The following is a 15,376-nucleotide window of genomic DNA, read 5'->3' as shown; positions in this document are numbered from 1 at the left end:
AGCCCCACCAGCCGTTTTAATGGCTGGTGGGGCCGAGTCATGTTAGCAGGCTTCTGCGCTAGCGAATTTGCACCAGGCGGCTAATGGTTTCGCCGCCTGCGGTGAGGCGCAGGTTGTACAAGCCGCCGGGCAGCTCACGCACATCGAGCGTGGCAGTTTGAGGCTGGCGGCTGGCAGGCAGGCGCACCTCGCGCACCACGCGGCCGTTCAGGTTGACCAGTTGAATGTGCACGGCCGGCAGGGGCGGCACTTGCACCGAGAGCTGCACTGTGGCCGGATTCGGGAATACGCTCAACGCATCCCAGTTGAAGCGTAAGGGATTGGCCCGCGGCGCCAAGGCAGCCAGGTAATCGGTAGGGCCGTTGGCGCCAACTGCGTCGGCCCCAAACTGCACCTGCCCCGAAAGCGTGCCGCCTAGGTAAATGCGCAGCCCGGGCGCCACGGCCACGTCGCGGATGTTGCTCTGGCCGCCGCTGGCTTGCTCCTGCCAAATAATGGTGCCATTGGCACGCAAAGCCAGAACCGTAGCCGCATTGTTGGGCCGCGTAAGCCCCACTACTACCCGCGCGGCTCCACCGTTCGAGGCAGGTACCGTAGCCACTTCAACCGGCGCATTTGAGGCCGCGTCGCCCACCGAACGGATCCACTCGGTATTGCTGTTCTGCCCGACGTGAATGACGAAGCCCACTGAACCGGAACTGATGTTGAGCGAAACGCCTCCAAAACTCACGCTGCTGCCCGCACGGCCCCCGATGTAGCTGCTGCCCGCCGCATCTACGGCCAGCGAGCCGGCGCCAGCGCTTACGCCACTGCGTACCCAAAGTGGAGTACCCGTTTGGTTAGCTAGCTTAGCCAAAAAGGTGTTGCCGTCGCCGTTAAAAGAGGCGTTGCCAAACTGGAACGGGCCAAAGTAACGGCCGAGCACGTACACGTTGTTCTGGGCATCGGTAGCAATGTCGTCGGCGTTGGCACCGAGGGTGCTTTGTCCGCCCACTATCCAGCGAGTTTGGCCAGTTGGGCCCAGCGACAATACGAACATGCTGCGGCTACCCGTGCCGAACGTGCTGCCGTTGCTCAGATTAAACCCGCCATTGGTGCTGCCCGATACGTGGGTGTTGCCCAACAAATCGGAGGCAATGGCATTGCCAATTGTAGCCGGGTTAAAGGTGCCAGCGCGCACTACCCACTGAATGCGGCCACTGTTGGCCAGCTTAAGAACCACCATGCGGCTTACGGCCGGGTCGCCGGGCTCGGAGCCAGGTACTCCAATTAGATTGCCACCGTAGCTGCCCACCACGGAGGCCTCCCCCGTCTGCGGGTTCACGCTGATGTCGGTGCCGCTGGCACTGCTGTTGCCGCCGTTAAAGATAGGCGCGGCACCTAGGGAGTTAGCCCAATCCACTTTGCCCTCGGGGCTGAAGCGGGCCACGAGCAAATCGGTGCCGGTGCTTTGGGCCGTGAGTTGTTGTTGACCCAGCGTAATGGTGCCGCTGAAGCTGCCCGTCACGTACACGCGGCCCACGGCATCGGTGGCTACGGCGTTTACTCTGAACGGCTGGGCCTCGGCCCATTCCCATTCAACCTGGGCGAGGGCTGGCAACGCAGCCAGCCAATAGAATAAGGCGAGTAATAAAAGTCGTACTTGTTTCATTGCATACTCGGAGTAGATAAATCGATTCCTTCATCAGCCACCCGATGCCACGATTGGCACCGCGCAAAGCCCTGCCTACTGATCAGCTTTGCCCCGAATAAGTCACTAGCTAGCGGCACGAAAAACGGGTAAAAAATATACTTTTACAAATATTAAATATAATCTATTTAGCTCATCTATTTCAAATCTATTCTGTTTTCTATTGGTTCTGAATAGTACAAAAGCCAAGCGCCCGCAGCCGTATTACGGCTGCGGGCGCTTGCTGATGAAGCTACAACTAGCTTATTGGGGATTGATGAAAATGGCTGATACCCAATCGTTGCGGGTGCGCATCGACTGGTAGCGGAAGCCTTCCTTCTCGGCCGCATCGCGGATGAGGTGCATATCCTCTTCGTAGAAGCCCGAGAACAAAATGGGGCCGCCGGGCCGCAGGTAGCGGTAGTAGGCGCCCATATCTTCGAGCAATACGTTGCGGTTGATGTTGGCCAGGATGATATCGAAGGGCTCTTCGCCGTCGAGGGCCGAAATGTCACCTAGGCGCGCTTCTACTTTGTCCTGCACGTTGTTTTCCAGGGCGTTGTCGGCGGCGTTTTCGGCCGTCCAGGGCTCCACATCCACGGCCAGCACGTAGTTGGCGCCCAGGTGCACCGCCATAATGGCCAGGATGCCCGTGCCGCAGCCCATATCGAGCACGCGCTTGCCCTGGTGGTCCACGGTAAGCTGGTTCTCAATCATCAGGGCCGTGGTGTTGTGGTGGCCGGTACCAAACGACATGCGCGGCATAATCACGATATCGTAGGGCAAGTCGGGCCGCTCGGGGTGGAAAGGTGCGCGCACCGATACCTGTTCGCCGATTACCAGCGGCTCAAAGTTTTTCTCCCACTCCGTATTCCAGTTCTGACGCGTAATCACGCGGCTGTCGGCGGTGGGGTGGCCGCTGGGCCAGGTGGCGTACTTGGCCAGCACCTCCGACACGGCATCCTGATTGAAGGCGTCTTCGGTGGTGTAGGCGCAAAAACCTTCGTCGTTGTCTTCGAAGGTATCAAAGCCGACTTCGCCCAGCTCGGCAACCAGTATATCGGTGAGGTCGGCCGGAGCCGTTACGCGGAGTTCAATAAAATCCATGAGCAACTTAAGGAGATGAAAGCGCCGGCATAAGTAGCAGCGCGTTGCAGAAGCAAAGGTCGGAGAAAAAACTGCCCGATGCTGGCTTCCCCAGCGTCACTTCGGCTGCACAAAACATAGAAGTATTAAAATATTATTTGCTTTGTGGCTCAACTACACCCATTCTATCCTACCGTTCACCATCCCATGAAACAAGCCTTGCGCTTAGCTGCCAGCTGCACCCTCTTGACCCTGGCGGGCTCTTGCGGCTCCAAAGAATCGAAAGAAACGGCGGCCGAAACCACCACTCCCGAAGCTACTGCCGCTACCACCCCAGCAGCCCCTGCCGCTGAAACCGCAGCCGCTACGACACCGGCTACCACGCCCCAGGCTGCTGCTACCTTCGACATCAACAGCGTACCCGTTTCGACGGCCAACCTGGGCAGGTTCCCTTACGTGGGCGCCATGAAAGGCTACCGCATTCCGTACAACAGCGACAGCGTAGACTACGAGTTCGACCGCTCTTACTTCTACGACGGTAAAAACCTGGTGGCCGTGGAAGGCCATGTGCTGCGCCGCCGCTTCCTCCCGGTTGATGACAAAAAGCAAGCATCGGATCTGATGGTGCGCCGCAACTACGAGAACTTTATCAACAGCGTAGGCGGCGTGAAGGTGTTTTCGGGCGCCATACCTGACGAAGCCGTGGAGAAAGTAGGCGGCAGCGACGTCGCCAAAAAAGGCGGCATCTCCGGCTATTCAGCCGAATACGACGTGTACGTGATTCGCCAGAAAGACAAAGAAATCTGGATGCACGTGCAAAAGCAGAACGATAACTACTACCTGAACGTAGCCGAGAAAGCCGCCATGCCTCAGCAGATTTCGGTGGTACCAGCCGCTGAAATAAAAAAAAACTAGATGCTGAAGGGCACGCTACCTTGTACGTGAACTTCGACACGGACCAGACCACTATCCGGCCCGAATCGGAGCCCACGGTTGCCGAGGTAGTAACCCTGCTGCGCCAGCATCCGCAGCTGCGCTTAGGTGTGGAGGGCCATACCGACAACACCGGCAGCCCAGCCCACAACCGGCAATTATCGCAGGGCCGGGCGCAGGCCGTGGTAGCGAAGCTTACGCAAGCCGGCATTGCAACCGAGCGGTTGCGAGCCGCTGGCTTTGGCTCCGATAAGCCGCTGGTGGCTAACGATACGGAGCCCCACAAAGCCCAAAACCGGCGCGTGGAGCTCGTGAAGCTGTAGCAGCAAGCCTCTTAAAACAAAGGCCCGGCCGCAACGTGGTACCGTTGCGGCCGGGCCTTGTAGCTGGTAGCGAGCGGCGCCCTAGTTTTGGCGGCAGCCTGCAAACGAGCGCACTTTGGTGTAGAAGATGCCAAAATCGGCGAAGGCACGGTTGTCGGTTACGAGCACGGTGTAGTCGGCAAAGTCGCGTGCGTCGGTGATGTACCACATGCCCGGCTTATCGGCAAAGAGCTTGTTGGCCTCCTGATACACCACGAGACTGGCAAAGGCATCTTGCTGCTCCACGAACACGGTGGCCGAACAGTACGCCCGGCGGCGCGGGTCACGCTCCAAGTAAATGCTACCGTAAATTTTGCACGGATCGACGTAGCCACCGCGCTGTTGCTGCACCGCAAAGGGTACTTTGGGCGCGCTGGCGGGCTGCAGCCAGAGCAATGTCGAAACGAGAGTAGCTAAGAGCATAGAGCAGATTTCTGTCGGTACCGACAAGTACCGCGCCATTTTGATTCGGGCCTAGGTAGCTGTGCGAGCAACGGTTGGATAAGCGCGAAAAGCATTGTAAGTGCGTTTACCAGACCATTATTTTTAGTCAGTAAACCCACTTACAATAAGTTTATGCAACAGCTACAACCTGAATATCAGTCTTAAAATGACTTGATGATTTCGGTGAAGTCGCGCGATTTCAGCGAAGCACCGCCGATCAGGCCGCCATCAACATCGGGCTGCGAAAACAGCTCGCGGGCGTTCTGGGCATTGGCCGAGCCGCCGTACAGGATGGTGGTGTTCAAAGCCGCTTGGGCGTCGTAGGCGCGGGCAATTTGCTCGCGGATGAACGCATGTACCTCCTGTGCTTGCTGGCTGGTAGCCGTTTTGCCGGTGCCAATGGCCCAAATGGGTTCGTAAGCAATTACCACGCGCTCAAACTCCTCGTTGGAGAGGTGGAACAAGCCGTTTTTCAGCTGGCTGGCAATGAACGCGAAGGTTTCTTCCCGCTCGCGGGTTTCGAGCGACTCGCCCACGCAGAAGATGGGGCGCAGGCCGGCAGCTAGGGCAGCCTTCAGCTTCTGGCTCAGCAGTTCGTCGTCTTCGCCGAAGTACTGGCGGCGCTCCGAGTGACCTAGGATAACGTACTCCGTGCCTACCGAAGCCAGCAGCTTAGCCGATACCTCGCCGGTGAACGCGCCGCTCTCCTTTTGGTGGCAGTTTTGGGCACCTAGGTGAATGCGGCCACCCTCGGGCAGCATGCGGCCGATAACGGGCAGCAGCGGGAAGGGCGGCGCAATAACCACCTCCACCTCGGAGCCGGTTACTTCGTCCTGCACCATGTTCACGATTTCCGAAACGAGGGCCTGGCCGTCCTGAAGAGTCATGTTCATCTTCCAGTTGCCGGCAACGATGTTCTTACGCATAGAGTGGGAGGGAAATATCTGACGTGGTGCAAAGAAAAGCATTTGGGCTGCACCCATCGGCGCCACGGCCCTAGGTGGCCGAAAAAGAGCAACCCCGCTGGTGGGCGGGGTTGCAACTATTGGGGCAAACAAAACCGAATGATGGAGGCCCGGGTGAGTATTGGGGCACATAGTCTGGGCTTAGCCCTCCCCTATGCGCCGACCCTGCTGGTGCTGCGCCGGCGGTTGGCCAGCAGCACGCCCAGCAAGCCTACTACCACAGCCCCGGCCAAAGCTACCCAAGCCAGCTCTACTAAATCGGCGCGGCGGGCAGCCCAAATTCCTATCAGGCCCCAAGCCAGCACTAGCGGGTACACGGCATCACGGAACGAGCTGCTGATGATCAGACCCAATGCCACTACCACAGCCAGTAGCGCCACACACAGCACCACCGTCACGTTCATGGGGGTTTCCCAGCCAAAATCGCGCAGCGCCAGCGTGAGGTTTACCACGGTAGCCACGGATATCCAGCCCATAAACAACGACACGGGCCAGCTCGAGAGCTTGGCGGTTTCGCCAGCCAATACCAGCCGCCTTGCCCGGCCATAAGCCAGCACCAAGGCACCTAGGGTTAGCAGCATAAGCGCGGTGCAAACGGCAATTAGCTCGTAGCTGAAGCACACCACCCAGGCCGCGGCGGCTAGGTTGGCAACGGTAAGTGGCCGCGCCACAGCATTGGGCAATGGGTTGGAGCGCTGGGCGGGCAGTAGCTGCCACACGGCGTAAATAGCTTCCGACAAAAAGATCAGCCCCCAGATGCTAAACGCCCAGCCCGATGGCGTAAGTGGCGTGGGGTACTGCGCCGATACCTGCCCCATGTTTTGGCCATTGGCCGGGTTGGTATTCCACCAATAGTTTAGCCCGATGCAGCCGAAAATGGCCGCAGCCGCCACCCAGCGCCACGCCTGCGACGCCGACCTGGAGTGAACTTGCGAATCGGGGGCGAGAGTTGTTTCCATGGCTCAAGAACAAGTTTGCCGGGGGGTTCTGTTTAAGCTACTGCTTTGAGCGCTGACGACGAATGTCAAGCCGAAAAGTATTGATCGACCAAGTCGTCGGTTAGCTCCCTAGGTGCGGATTGGGCCTGCATGGGCGGCGGAAAGGCGTTGCGGCAAAAGCCGGCCAGCTGCCGAAAATCGAACAGGGCGTGGCAGTAGCCGTTGAGCACTAGCGCGGCGGCACCCTCGGTTTCGTCCCACAGGACTTGCGCCGTAACCGGCACGTTCCGGTCGGCTACGTCGGCTACGTTGTACACGTGCAGCGCATCCAAAATCTCAGGCTCGGGCTTGCTCCGGATGGCGTAGAAGTAGCCCGTGGTGCCGTCGTCCTCAAACATCACTTCAAACTCCTGATGCGAAGCCTTGCTGGCCAGCAACCAATTGTCGGCGCCCGCGTCGGGTTGGCCTATCCGGAATTGCTCTTCTGCTCCTACTATCATGGGCAAGGGTATAAAAAAAGGAGCCGCAACCATGCGGCTCCTGATTATACGGCATCAAGCTCAACTGCGCCAGCGCTACAGCTTCTCGGCCAAGAAACGAGCCGTGTGGTTTTCATCCTTCAGCTTGGCAAACTCCTCGGGCGTGCCCTCGAATAGCAGGTGCCCGCCGCCGGTACCGCCCTCGGGCCCTAGGTCAATCACCCAGTCGGCCGCCTTCACAATATCCATGTTGTGCTCGATAATGAGCACCGAATTGCCTTGTTCGACCAAGGCGTTCAGGGCGGTGAGCAGCTTGTTGATGTCGTGGAAGTGCAGGCCAGTGCTCGGTTCGTCGAACACAAACAGGATTTTATCGGACTGCAACGTGGCACCTTTGGTGAGAAACGACGCCAGCTTTACGCGCTGCGCCTCGCCGCCCGACAACGTGTTGGCCGACTGACCTAGGCGAATGTAGCCCAAGCCCACATCGAATAGCGGCCGCAGGCGCTCTGCCACCTTGGGCTGATCGGCGAAGAAATCGAGCGAATCTTCCACGGTCAGTTCCAGCACCTCGTCGATGCTCTTGTCCTTGTACTTCACCTCCAAGATGTCCTGCTTGAACTTGCGGCCGCCGCAGGCTTCACAGGTCAGGTAGATGTCGGCCATAAACTGCATCTCGATCTTCACTTGGCCTTCGCCCTGGCACACCTCGCAGCGGCCGCCTTCAATGTTGAAGGAGAAATGCGAAGGCTTCAGCCCGCGGGCCTTGGCCAGCTGCTGATCGGCAAACAAGGTGCGAATGGCGTCGTAGGCCTTCACATAGGTTACCGGGTTCGAGCGGCTGCTCTTGCCGATGGGGTTCTGATCGACAAACTCCACGTGCGACACGGCACCTAGGTCGCCGCCGAGCTTATCGAACTTGCCGATGCTTTCCGACGAAGTACCGCCTAGGTGGCGCGCCAGCGCCGGGTATAAAATGCGCTTGATGAGCGTAGACTTGCCCGAGCCCGATACGCCCGTAACCACCGTCATCACGCCCAGCGGAAACTTCACCGTGAGGTTTTTCAGGTTGTTTTCGCGGGCGCCGATTACCTCCAGCGCGTTGCGCCAGGGGCGGCGCACCTTGGGCACCGGCACCTCCATTTTACCGCTGAGGTACTGGCCGGTGTAGGTGTTTTCGTCCTGCAGGATTTCGGGGTACGTGCCCTGAAACACCAGATTACCGCCGCCCGAGCCGGCTTCGGGCCCGATGTCGATGATCTGGTCGGCCACCTCCATCATTTTCTCCTCGTGCTCTACCACCACCACGGTGTTGCCCAGTTGCTGCAACGAGCGCAGTACGCCAATCAGCTGCTCGGCATCTTTGGGGTGCAGGCCAATGCTGGGCTCATCGAGCACGTACATCGAGCCCACCAGCGCCGAACCTAGCGATGTAGCCAGCTGAATGCGCTGCGACTCGCCACCCGACAAGGTGTTGGAGAGGCGGTTTAGCGTGAGGTAACCTAGGCCCACGCGCACGAGGTAGCTTAGGCGGTTGTGCACCTCCGTTACCAAGCGGTCCGAAACGGCCTTTTCGTGCTCCGTCAGCGAGAGGTTCTCGAAGAAACCTAGGGCGTCGCGGATAGGCAGCAGCACTAGGTCGGCAATGTTCTTGCCGTCTACCTTTACGTATTGGGCGTCTTTGCGCAGGCGCGTGCCGCGGCAATCGGGGCACACGGTGCGGCCGCGGTAGCGCGAGAGCAGCACGCGGTACTGAATCTTGTGCGTCTGCGTTTGTACCCACTCGAAGTAGTCGTTCAGGCCCTGGAAGTGCTTGTTGCCTTCCCAAAGCAAACGCTGCTCGGCCTCGGTCAGCTCGTTGTAGGGGCGATGAATGGGAAAATCGAAGCGGATGCCGTTTTTAAGCAGCGGCTTCAGCCACTCGCTTTGCTTTTCGGTGCGCCACGGGGCAATGGCGCCTTCGTACACCGTCAGGGTTTTGTCCGGAATTACCAGATCGGGGTCGATGCCCAGCACCGAACCGAAACCCTCGCAGCGCGGGCACGCGCCGTACGGGTTGTTGAAGGTGAAGAAGTTGACATTCGGCTCCTCGAACACAATGCCATCGAGCTCGAAGCGGTCGGAGAACATGCGCGACTCCTCGGGCATCTTCACCACGCAGGTGCCGTGCCCCTCGAAAAAGGCGGTTTGCACCGAGTCGCTCAGGCGGAACTGCAGATCCTCGTCGCCGGGCTGAATCACGGCCCGGTCAATCATAATCTGCACCTCGCCTTCGGGCTCCGGCTGCCCCTCGGCCAGCAGGTCTTCAATGAAGGCCATTTCACCGTTGATCACCACGCGGGCGTAGCCTTTCTGCAGCAGCAAATCGAGTTCCTTGCGCAACGAGCGGCCTTCCTCGGAGGGCACCAGCGGCGCCAGCACCATCACACGCGTGCCTTCGGGCAAGGTGAAGAGGTAGTCGACTACGTCGGACACCTGATCCTTGCGCACTTCGCGGCCCGAAATGGGCGAGTACGTGCGCCCCACGCGGGCGAAGAACAGCTTGAGGTAGTCGTAAATCTCGGTGCTGGTGCCCACCGTCGAGCGGTTGTTGCGCACCGTAACCTTCTGCTCGATGGCAATGGCCGGCGAGATTCCGCGGATGTAGTCGACGTCGGGCTTGTCCATACGGCCCAAAAACTGGCGCGCATAGGAGCTTAGGCTCTCCACGTACATACGCTGGCCCTCGGCATACAGCGTATCGAATGCCAACGACGACTTGCCCGAGCCCGACAGGCCCGTGACAACAATGAACTTGTTGCGTGGGAAAGCCACGCTCAGGTTTTTGAGGTTATGAACGCGCGCGTTCTTAATAATGATGAACTCGCGCGGATCGAGCTGATCAATCGGATCGGCAGCCGGTGCGGCTACCTGCAGGTTGTCCTGGGCCATAGATTCCTCTAACACCCAACCCTACCTCTTAGGTTTCGGCTAATGCGGTTAGTGAGTTGGGACAGCGAAGGTACAACGGGGCCGAATGCGTTTGGTGCGAAGCTGATAGATTGGTACTTGTTACCCAACCTCGACTGGCAAACAACAGGAATAACGTGCCCAGCAATCGAGAGCAAATACCTCTTCAGCAATCCGTACCAATATGCTCATCAGAGAAGCGCGAACCGCCGACATCAAGCAAATGCAAGTGGTCCGGAATTCGGTAAAAGAAAATGTGCTGTCGGACCCCAGCCGTGTTACCGAGCAGGATTACGAGGAATATATTAATCACCGCGGCAAAGGCTGGGTTTGCCTGGTCGACGATCAGGTAGTGGGTTTTGCCATTGCCGATTTACAGGACCAAAATATCTGGGCCTTGTTTGTGCATCCGGCGTTTGAGGGCCGTGGCATTGGCAAACAGCTGCACAACCGCATGCTCGACTGGTACTTCGCGCAAAACCAGAACACCGTATGGCTGGGCACGGCGCCCAATACCCGCGCTGAGCATTTTTATCGACGCAATGGCTGGCACGAGGTGGGCCTGCACGGCAAAGGCGAAATAAAGTTTGAAATGCGCCGCGACGAGTGGCTCGGCTCAAGTACCACCTAGGCTGAAAACCTGCATGCTAGGCTAACACGGCTGTTTATTTCGTGCAAATTTCTTCTGAGTTCAACCAACCTCGGCAGTATTCTTGCGTATGGGGCTTCGCCAAGAATGCTTAATTTTGGTATTCTCCAAGAATAAAGCGTGCTTAGGTTCGCTCTGCCAGCCTCTTTATTGAACTATATGAGGAATTTTTTACGCCTTCAGTCGCTTTTGTGGCTCTTCCTGCTGTTTCCGCTGTTGTGCACAGCTGTTGCCTACAACCCGGCCGATTCGCCCTTGGGCGGGCAATGGCGCGGCGAGCTTAAGGCATCGGGTAGCACATCGGAGTTGGTAATCACCATCATTCCGCTGAGCAACGGCACGCTTTACGCCACCCTCGATGTGCCGAAGCAGAAGATCAGCCGCATGCCCGTGAAGGTGACGGTAAAAGGCTCCGATGTATCCATGCGCATCGAGGAAGCGGGCAGCCGGTTTACGGGCCGCCTTTCCGGCGACCAAAAAAGCATGAAAGGCATGTGGTCGCAACCGGGCCTTACCTCGGCCTTGGTGCTCGAGCGCTCGGCCGGATCGGTGCTGAACGCAGCTACTTTTAAGCCCACTGCTCCCTACCGCGAAGAAGAAGTGGTAGTGCCTAACAAAGTAGATAAGCTTCGCCTGGTTGGTACACTTACCATGCCGCAAGGCCGTGGCCCATTTCCTGGCGTAGTACTCATTTCGGACTCGGGCCCGCAAGACCGCAACGCGGCCGTGGATAACTACCGCATGTTCAACATCTTGGCCGATTACCTCACGCGCCGGGGCGTAGCCGTGCTGCGCTACGACGACCGCGGCGTGGGCAAATCGACGGGCAGCTACCAACAGGCCAACACCGCCGATTTGGTGTCGGATGCGCAGGCAGCCATGGGCTTTTTGCGCGCCCACTACAAGGTAAACAAAACCCAAGTGGGCATGATTGGCCACGGCGAAGGTGCCAACATTGCCTTACTGGCCGCTGCTCAACCTATTGGAGCGCCCAGCTATGTGGTGTCGTTGGCAGGCAGTGGGCAATCGGGTTCGGAGTTACTGCGTCGGCAGCAAACCGAAATCATGCGCCTGATTGGCTCGACGCCGGCCCAGGTAAGCGCCGCGCTGCAGCTGCACGAGCGGATGCTGAACATCATCCGCGAAACGCCCAATAACGACCTAGCCCGTGCCAAGGTGGCCGCCATGTTGCGCATGAGCAACGCCGACATCGACTTTACCATGGTGCAGGCCCGCGCCACGCAGCTTACCTCGCCCTGGTACCGCTTCTTCATCGATTTCGACCCCAAAACACGCTTTTCGGGCGTGAAATGCCCGGTGTTGGCCCTCAACGGCACCGCCGACCTGATGGTATCGGCTAACCGCAACTTGCCGCTGCTGCAAAAAGGCCTGCGCGCCAAGGGCAACAAAAAGGTGGAGGTGTATAAACTAACCGGCGTTAACCACTGGTTTCAGTCGGACCGCTCGCAGTGGCCCCTCGTGAACGGTGAAATTCAGCCCACCTTCTCGCCTCGCGCGCTGGTGCTCATTCACGGTTGGATTGCCAAGCACAGCGCCAAGCCCGTAGAACGACCCGCCTCGGCGCAACCACAGGTAGCCAAAACCAAATTGGGCCTCAAGAGCAAAGCAAAAGCCGCGCAAGCCAGCACCGCAACACAAAGAGCCGCCAATTAGGCGGCTCTTTTTTCTTATCCATGAGTGCCAGACAAGTCGCTGCTTGCGGGTGCCCGGGCCGCGGTTACCTAGGAACTCAGAAGCGGATGCCGGCCGTGTAGCCCACCCAACCGAGCACGCGGGTGGCAGAGTTGCCTTCGTCGAGCCACAGTTTGCGGCCTTCGGCCAGGTTGGAGTACACTTGCTGCTCGGTAGTGTCGTAGCGTTGCGTCACGAGCACGCTCACCGTGGGGCCAAACACAATGCGCAGGTGCCCGTCTTTTTTGAAGGGTGCCACACCTAGGAGCAGACGCAGCTGGCTGTCGAGGTTCAGGTCGCGCGTCCAGCCGCGTTGTTCTTCGTTTACGTGCATGGCTACGGCATCTAGCGCTACGCTCAGGCGGCGCCGCGCCCACACTTCGGAGCCTAGCCCGTAGCCTACCGCCCACCGCCGGGGCTTGTTGCCGAAGCCGGCATAGGCCCCGGTGAAGAACGTATAGAATGCCGCCGAGCCGCCTAGTTTGAGGCTGGCGCTTACGGGCCATACCTCGGAGTTAGTCACCTCGAAACGGTGGTAGCCGTGGCGCACAAAGTTGATGGGCGCAATACTCACGCCATCTACCGAGTCGGCCACGTTCAGCAGGCCGGCAAGTTGCACGCCGTGCACGGTACCCGCTACGTTTAGCAGCCCTGCTGCCTGCCCGCCGCGCACCTCACCTAGGGCCACGTTGAACAAGCCTGCCGCCTGCACAGTGGGCTTGCGGGTTGGCGCGGCTTCCGTGGCGGGTGCTGCATCGGCTACCACGGGCAGCTTCTTGGTCGGGCCCACGTAGTTGAACAAACCCGCCGTTTGAGCGCCGGCAATGGGTCGCGCGGCCACGTTCAGCAAGCCCGCGGCCTGCCAGCCACGGCCACCACCGCCCAGCACGTTCATCAGGCCCGCTCCTTGCACGCCATCCAAGTGCTTGCCCACAATATTGGCTAGGCCGGCCACCTGCGCGCCATCTACGGTGTCGCGGTCGATGTTGAACAAGCCGGCTGCCTCGAAGCCCTCTACCCCGGCCGAATAACCTCCTAGCACGTTGATGGACAGGTTATTCACCGTTTGGCTACTGCGCAGCCCATTGGAGCCCAGCGGACCTAGGAAGGAAATCTGCGCTGGCTCTCGGTAGGTCGGGCGTGCGGGTGCCTCATTTTCGTTAGTCTCGGGGGGTACTGCAGCAGTTACGGCAGCCGAATCTTGCTTGGTTGTGGGTTTAGTATCAGCTGCGGCGGGCGGTGTAGCAGCTACCGGTGTGCTGGTTGATGCAGTGGTGGTAGCTGGCGCTACTTCCGGGTCGGTGCCTCCTACGCCACTAGCCGCTGAGCCCTGGCCGCTAGGTTTATCAGCGGTAGCGGCTTGCGCGGGCGTTGCACTTTCCTTCTTGCTTGGTGCTGCCTTGGCCGGTACTTTGCCGCCACCCGTGTTGCTAGCCTTAGACGTGGCCGATTGGCTCTTGGTAGCCTTAGCTGGCTCTTTCTTCGTGGGTGCAGCTTTGGCTGGGGTTGCCGGCTTTGCGGCCGGTGCGGCGCCGGGCTTATCGGCCGTTTTGCTCGGCTCCAGCCTAGGCGCTGCCTCGTTAGGCGTGCGGTCGAGTACGGCTTTGCTGACGGTGGTAGTCGTAGTGGCCGGGGCGGGTGCCGAAGCTGGTTTGGTCGCGGCAGATTTGGGTACCGCGGGGTGCAGCACCACCTGGTCGCCCACCAGCTCGTAGCCAATGTTCTTATCGCGCAACACTTCGCTAAGCACCGCACGCAGCGGCTGGTTGTTGGCCGACACCGTTACGGGCTGCTTCAGGTTTAACGCCGTGTTGCTGTAGGAGATGCGCACGCCGTACTGGCGCCGCAAGGTGCGCAGCACCGATTCGAGCGGCGCGTCGTTGAACGTAACCGTAACTTTGCGCTCGAGCACCGAGCCACTACGAACTTGGGCCACAACGGGCTCAGCGGCCAGGGCGCACAGCATGGCAGCCGCCAGGCATATGCGATTTCGCATAGCAGACATGGGGATCAGGAAGTCTGTTGGAGGGTGAAGATAGGGCTACTGGCAGCCCGGTCCGTCAAGAATATAGCCGTCGGCGGTTTGCGAAACCGACAGGTTAGCCGACAGGCTGACGACGCGCAGCACTTGCGGCAGTTGGGCCTGTTTAAAGTTGCCCGTAAAGCGGCAGTTCGCCAGCTCCGGCCGGCTTAGCTCCACGGGAGTGCCGTAGAAGCGGGTAAGAGTTTGGGCTACTTGCCCGAGGCTCTGGTTATCAAACACCAGCTCATCCTGCTGCCACGCCCGGAAGTTGGGGTCGACGATGGGTTTTTGCAAGGCAACTGCTGGTGCCGAGCGCCGGATAACGCCGCGCAGCCCCGGCGTAAGCACCACCGAATCCTGCACCGTTACGCGCTGCCGATCGGGGCTGAACGCCACGCGGCCCGTTACTACCGAAACCTCCACCGAATCTTCGGCCGAGTAGGCGCGCACGTTAAAGGAGGTGCCCAGCACGCGGGTGCGGGTGTCGTTGGCCAGCACCGTAAAGGGTCGGCCGTTGTCCTTTTTTACTTCGAAAAACGCCTCCCCTTTCAGCTGCACCACGCGGCTACTTTCGTTGAAATCGGCCGCGTAGCTAAGCGTGGAGTTGCGGTTTACCCACACGCGGCTGCCATCGGGCAAGGTGCTCAGTTTGCGCTCGGGGCCGGCAGCTACGGTTACCGTTTCGGCCGAGCCTCGGCTGAGCAAGAAGGTGCGGGCCACCGCCCAGGCGCCTACCAGCAGCAACACGGCCGCGGCTACGCGCATCCAGGTTTGGCTGCTGCCCCACATCGAAACTACCCGAGCTTCTTCGGCCGATGCGGGCGGTGCTACCGTGCTGCCGCCAGTGGTCTTTATGCCCGCTGCCGCGCTGAAGCGCTGCCAGGCTTTATCCACATCGGCTTCGGTGAAAACTTCTGCCGTGGTGCCGCCCCGCTCCCACGCCCGGGTGGCGTCGGTAAGCACACGCAAGCGGCTCGGGCGCGCCGTTAGCCAGCGGTGCAGCTCCTCCTGCTCCGACACGGAGGCTTCGCCCGCCAAATGTTTGGCGAGTAGCTCCCAGGGGGCTTCCGTATCGGGGTAAAGCTCGGGCATGGTGGCGGAGAATCGGGTATTAAGTTGGTGATTTTCGACCAAACTGCATGTAGCGCGGGCTTCAGCCCGCGTCCTCTAGGTAGCAATTTCTAATC

Annotated in this window: 13 protein-coding genes; 4 read left to right on the top strand and 9 right to left on the bottom strand. The window is 59.5% G+C overall.

Annotation, left to right across the window (positions count from 1 at the left end):
* Positions 1–58: 58 nt before the first annotated feature.
* Together ASU33_RS17080 and prmA are read right to left on the bottom strand one after the other, a co-directional pair.
* On the bottom strand, positions 59–1,651 hold the full coding sequence (locus ASU33_RS17080; protein ID WP_078063213.1) for a T9SS type A sorting domain-containing protein: 1,593 nt from the start codon (positions 1,649–1,651) through the stop codon (positions 59–61).
* A 282-nt stretch (positions 1,652–1,933) separates the two neighbouring features.
* Positions 1,934–2,776, bottom strand: coding sequence for a 50S ribosomal protein L11 methyltransferase (gene prmA / locus ASU33_RS17075; RefSeq protein WP_059072037.1), 843 nt, complete (start codon positions 2,774–2,776; stop codon positions 1,934–1,936).
* 186 nt (positions 2,777–2,962) lie between these two features.
* Here prmA and ASU33_RS17070 point away from each other — a divergent pair, with 186 nt between their 5' ends.
* Both ASU33_RS17070 and ASU33_RS17065 read left to right on the top strand, forming a co-directional pair.
* Positions 2,963–3,670, top strand: coding sequence for a hypothetical protein (locus ASU33_RS17070; protein ID WP_059072036.1), 708 nt, complete (start codon positions 2,963–2,965; stop codon positions 3,668–3,670).
* Between the two features lie 26 nt (positions 3,671–3,696).
* The gene (locus ASU33_RS17065; protein WP_160328227.1) at positions 3,697–4,011 is read left to right on the top strand and encodes an OmpA family protein; all 315 of its coding nucleotides are present in this window, start codon (positions 3,697–3,699) and stop codon (positions 4,009–4,011) included.
* Between the two features lie 81 nt (positions 4,012–4,092).
* Here ASU33_RS17065 and ASU33_RS17060 read toward each other — a convergent pair whose 3' ends face one another.
* The 5 genes from ASU33_RS17060 to uvrA form a co-directional block, all read right to left on the bottom strand.
* Positions 4,093–4,473 (bottom strand): 7(1) septoil knot domain-containing protein, encoded by a 381-nt coding sequence (locus ASU33_RS17060; RefSeq protein WP_059072034.1) that lies wholly within the window; start codon positions 4,471–4,473, stop codon positions 4,093–4,095.
* A 182-nt stretch (positions 4,474–4,655) separates the two neighbouring features.
* Positions 4,656–5,420 carry a triose-phosphate isomerase gene (tpiA, locus tag ASU33_RS17055; protein ID WP_059072033.1) on the bottom strand — a complete coding sequence of 255 codons (765 nt, stop codon included), beginning with the start codon at positions 5,418–5,420 and terminating at the stop codon, positions 4,656–4,658.
* A gap of 191 nt (positions 5,421–5,611) precedes the next feature.
* On the bottom strand, positions 5,612–6,418 hold the full coding sequence (locus tag ASU33_RS17050) for a TspO-related membrane protein (protein WP_059072032.1): 807 nt from the start codon (positions 6,416–6,418) through the stop codon (positions 5,612–5,614).
* 65 nt (positions 6,419–6,483) lie between these two features.
* Entirely contained in the window at positions 6,484–6,897 is a 414-nt protein-coding gene (locus ASU33_RS17045) for a DUF2251 domain-containing protein (RefSeq protein ID WP_059072031.1), read from the bottom strand.
* Between the two features lie 75 nt (positions 6,898–6,972).
* A complete protein-coding gene (gene uvrA / locus ASU33_RS17040) occupies positions 6,973–9,807 on the bottom strand; it encodes an excinuclease ABC subunit UvrA (protein WP_059072030.1) in 2,835 nt (944 codons plus the stop codon).
* A 202-nt stretch (positions 9,808–10,009) separates the two neighbouring features.
* Between uvrA and ASU33_RS17035 the strand changes: the two genes are divergently transcribed.
* Together ASU33_RS17035 and ASU33_RS17030 are read left to right on the top strand one after the other, a co-directional pair.
* Positions 10,010–10,456, top strand: a complete 447-nt coding sequence (locus ASU33_RS17035) for a GNAT family N-acetyltransferase (RefSeq protein ID WP_059072029.1) — start codon at positions 10,010–10,012, stop codon at positions 10,454–10,456.
* Between the two features lie 177 nt (positions 10,457–10,633).
* The gene (locus tag ASU33_RS17030; RefSeq protein WP_078063212.1) at positions 10,634–12,148 is read left to right on the top strand and encodes an alpha/beta hydrolase family protein; all 1,515 of its coding nucleotides are present in this window, start codon (positions 10,634–10,636) and stop codon (positions 12,146–12,148) included.
* 76 nt (positions 12,149–12,224) lie between these two features.
* On the opposite strand, the gene ASU33_RS17025 is transcribed toward ASU33_RS17030, so the two are convergent.
* Both ASU33_RS17025 and ASU33_RS17020 read right to left on the bottom strand, forming a co-directional pair.
* Complete coding sequence (locus ASU33_RS17025; RefSeq protein ID WP_160328226.1) at positions 12,225–14,162, bottom strand: DUF4974 domain-containing protein; 1,938 nt, start codon at positions 14,160–14,162, stop codon at positions 12,225–12,227.
* 45 nt (positions 14,163–14,207) lie between these two features.
* Complete coding sequence (locus tag ASU33_RS17020; RefSeq protein WP_059072026.1) at positions 14,208–15,281, bottom strand: FecR family protein; 1,074 nt, start codon at positions 15,279–15,281, stop codon at positions 14,208–14,210.
* Between the last annotated feature and the right edge of the window lie 95 nt (positions 15,282–15,376).

It is taken from the genome of Solirubrum puertoriconensis (genome assembly GCF_001483135.1).
In the GTDB taxonomy this organism is placed as follows: Bacteria; Bacteroidota; Bacteroidia; order Cytophagales; family Hymenobacteraceae; genus Solirubrum; species Solirubrum puertoriconensis.
Note: the sequence above shows the minus strand (reverse complement) of the source record. Positions and strands in the feature narration are given on the sequence as shown.

Coding starts and splice junctions, on each gene's coding strand:
- ASU33_RS17050 (WP_059072032.1), bottom strand. CDS start 6,418: ATGGAAACAACTCTCGCCCCCGATTCGCAAGTTCACTCCAGGTCGGCG.
- ASU33_RS17030 (WP_078063212.1), top strand. CDS start 10,634: ATGAGGAATTTTTTACGCCTTCAGTCGCTTTTGTGGCTCTTCCTGCTG.
- tpiA (WP_059072033.1), bottom strand. CDS start 5,420: ATGCGTAAGAACATCGTTGCCGGCAACTGGAAGATGAACATGACTCTT.
- ASU33_RS17045 (WP_059072031.1), bottom strand. CDS start 6,897: ATGATAGTAGGAGCAGAAGAGCAATTCCGGATAGGCCAACCCGACGCG.
- uvrA (WP_059072030.1), bottom strand. CDS start 9,807: ATGGCCCAGGACAACCTGCAGGTAGCCGCACCGGCTGCCGATCCGATT.
- ASU33_RS17070 (WP_059072036.1), top strand. CDS start 2,963: ATGAAACAAGCCTTGCGCTTAGCTGCCAGCTGCACCCTCTTGACCCTG.
- ASU33_RS17020 (WP_059072026.1), bottom strand. CDS start 15,281: ATGCCCGAGCTTTACCCCGATACGGAAGCCCCCTGGGAGCTACTCGCC.
- prmA (WP_059072037.1), bottom strand. CDS start 2,776: ATGGATTTTATTGAACTCCGCGTAACGGCTCCGGCCGACCTCACCGAT.
- ASU33_RS17060 (WP_059072034.1), bottom strand. CDS start 4,473: ATGCTCTTAGCTACTCTCGTTTCGACATTGCTCTGGCTGCAGCCCGCC.
- ASU33_RS17035 (WP_059072029.1), top strand. CDS start 10,010: ATGCTCATCAGAGAAGCGCGAACCGCCGACATCAAGCAAATGCAAGTG.
- ASU33_RS17080 (WP_078063213.1), bottom strand. CDS start 1,651: ATGAAACAAGTACGACTTTTATTACTCGCCTTATTCTATTGGCTGGCT.
- ASU33_RS17025 (WP_160328226.1), bottom strand. CDS start 14,162: ATGCGAAATCGCATATGCCTGGCGGCTGCCATGCTGTGCGCCCTGGCC.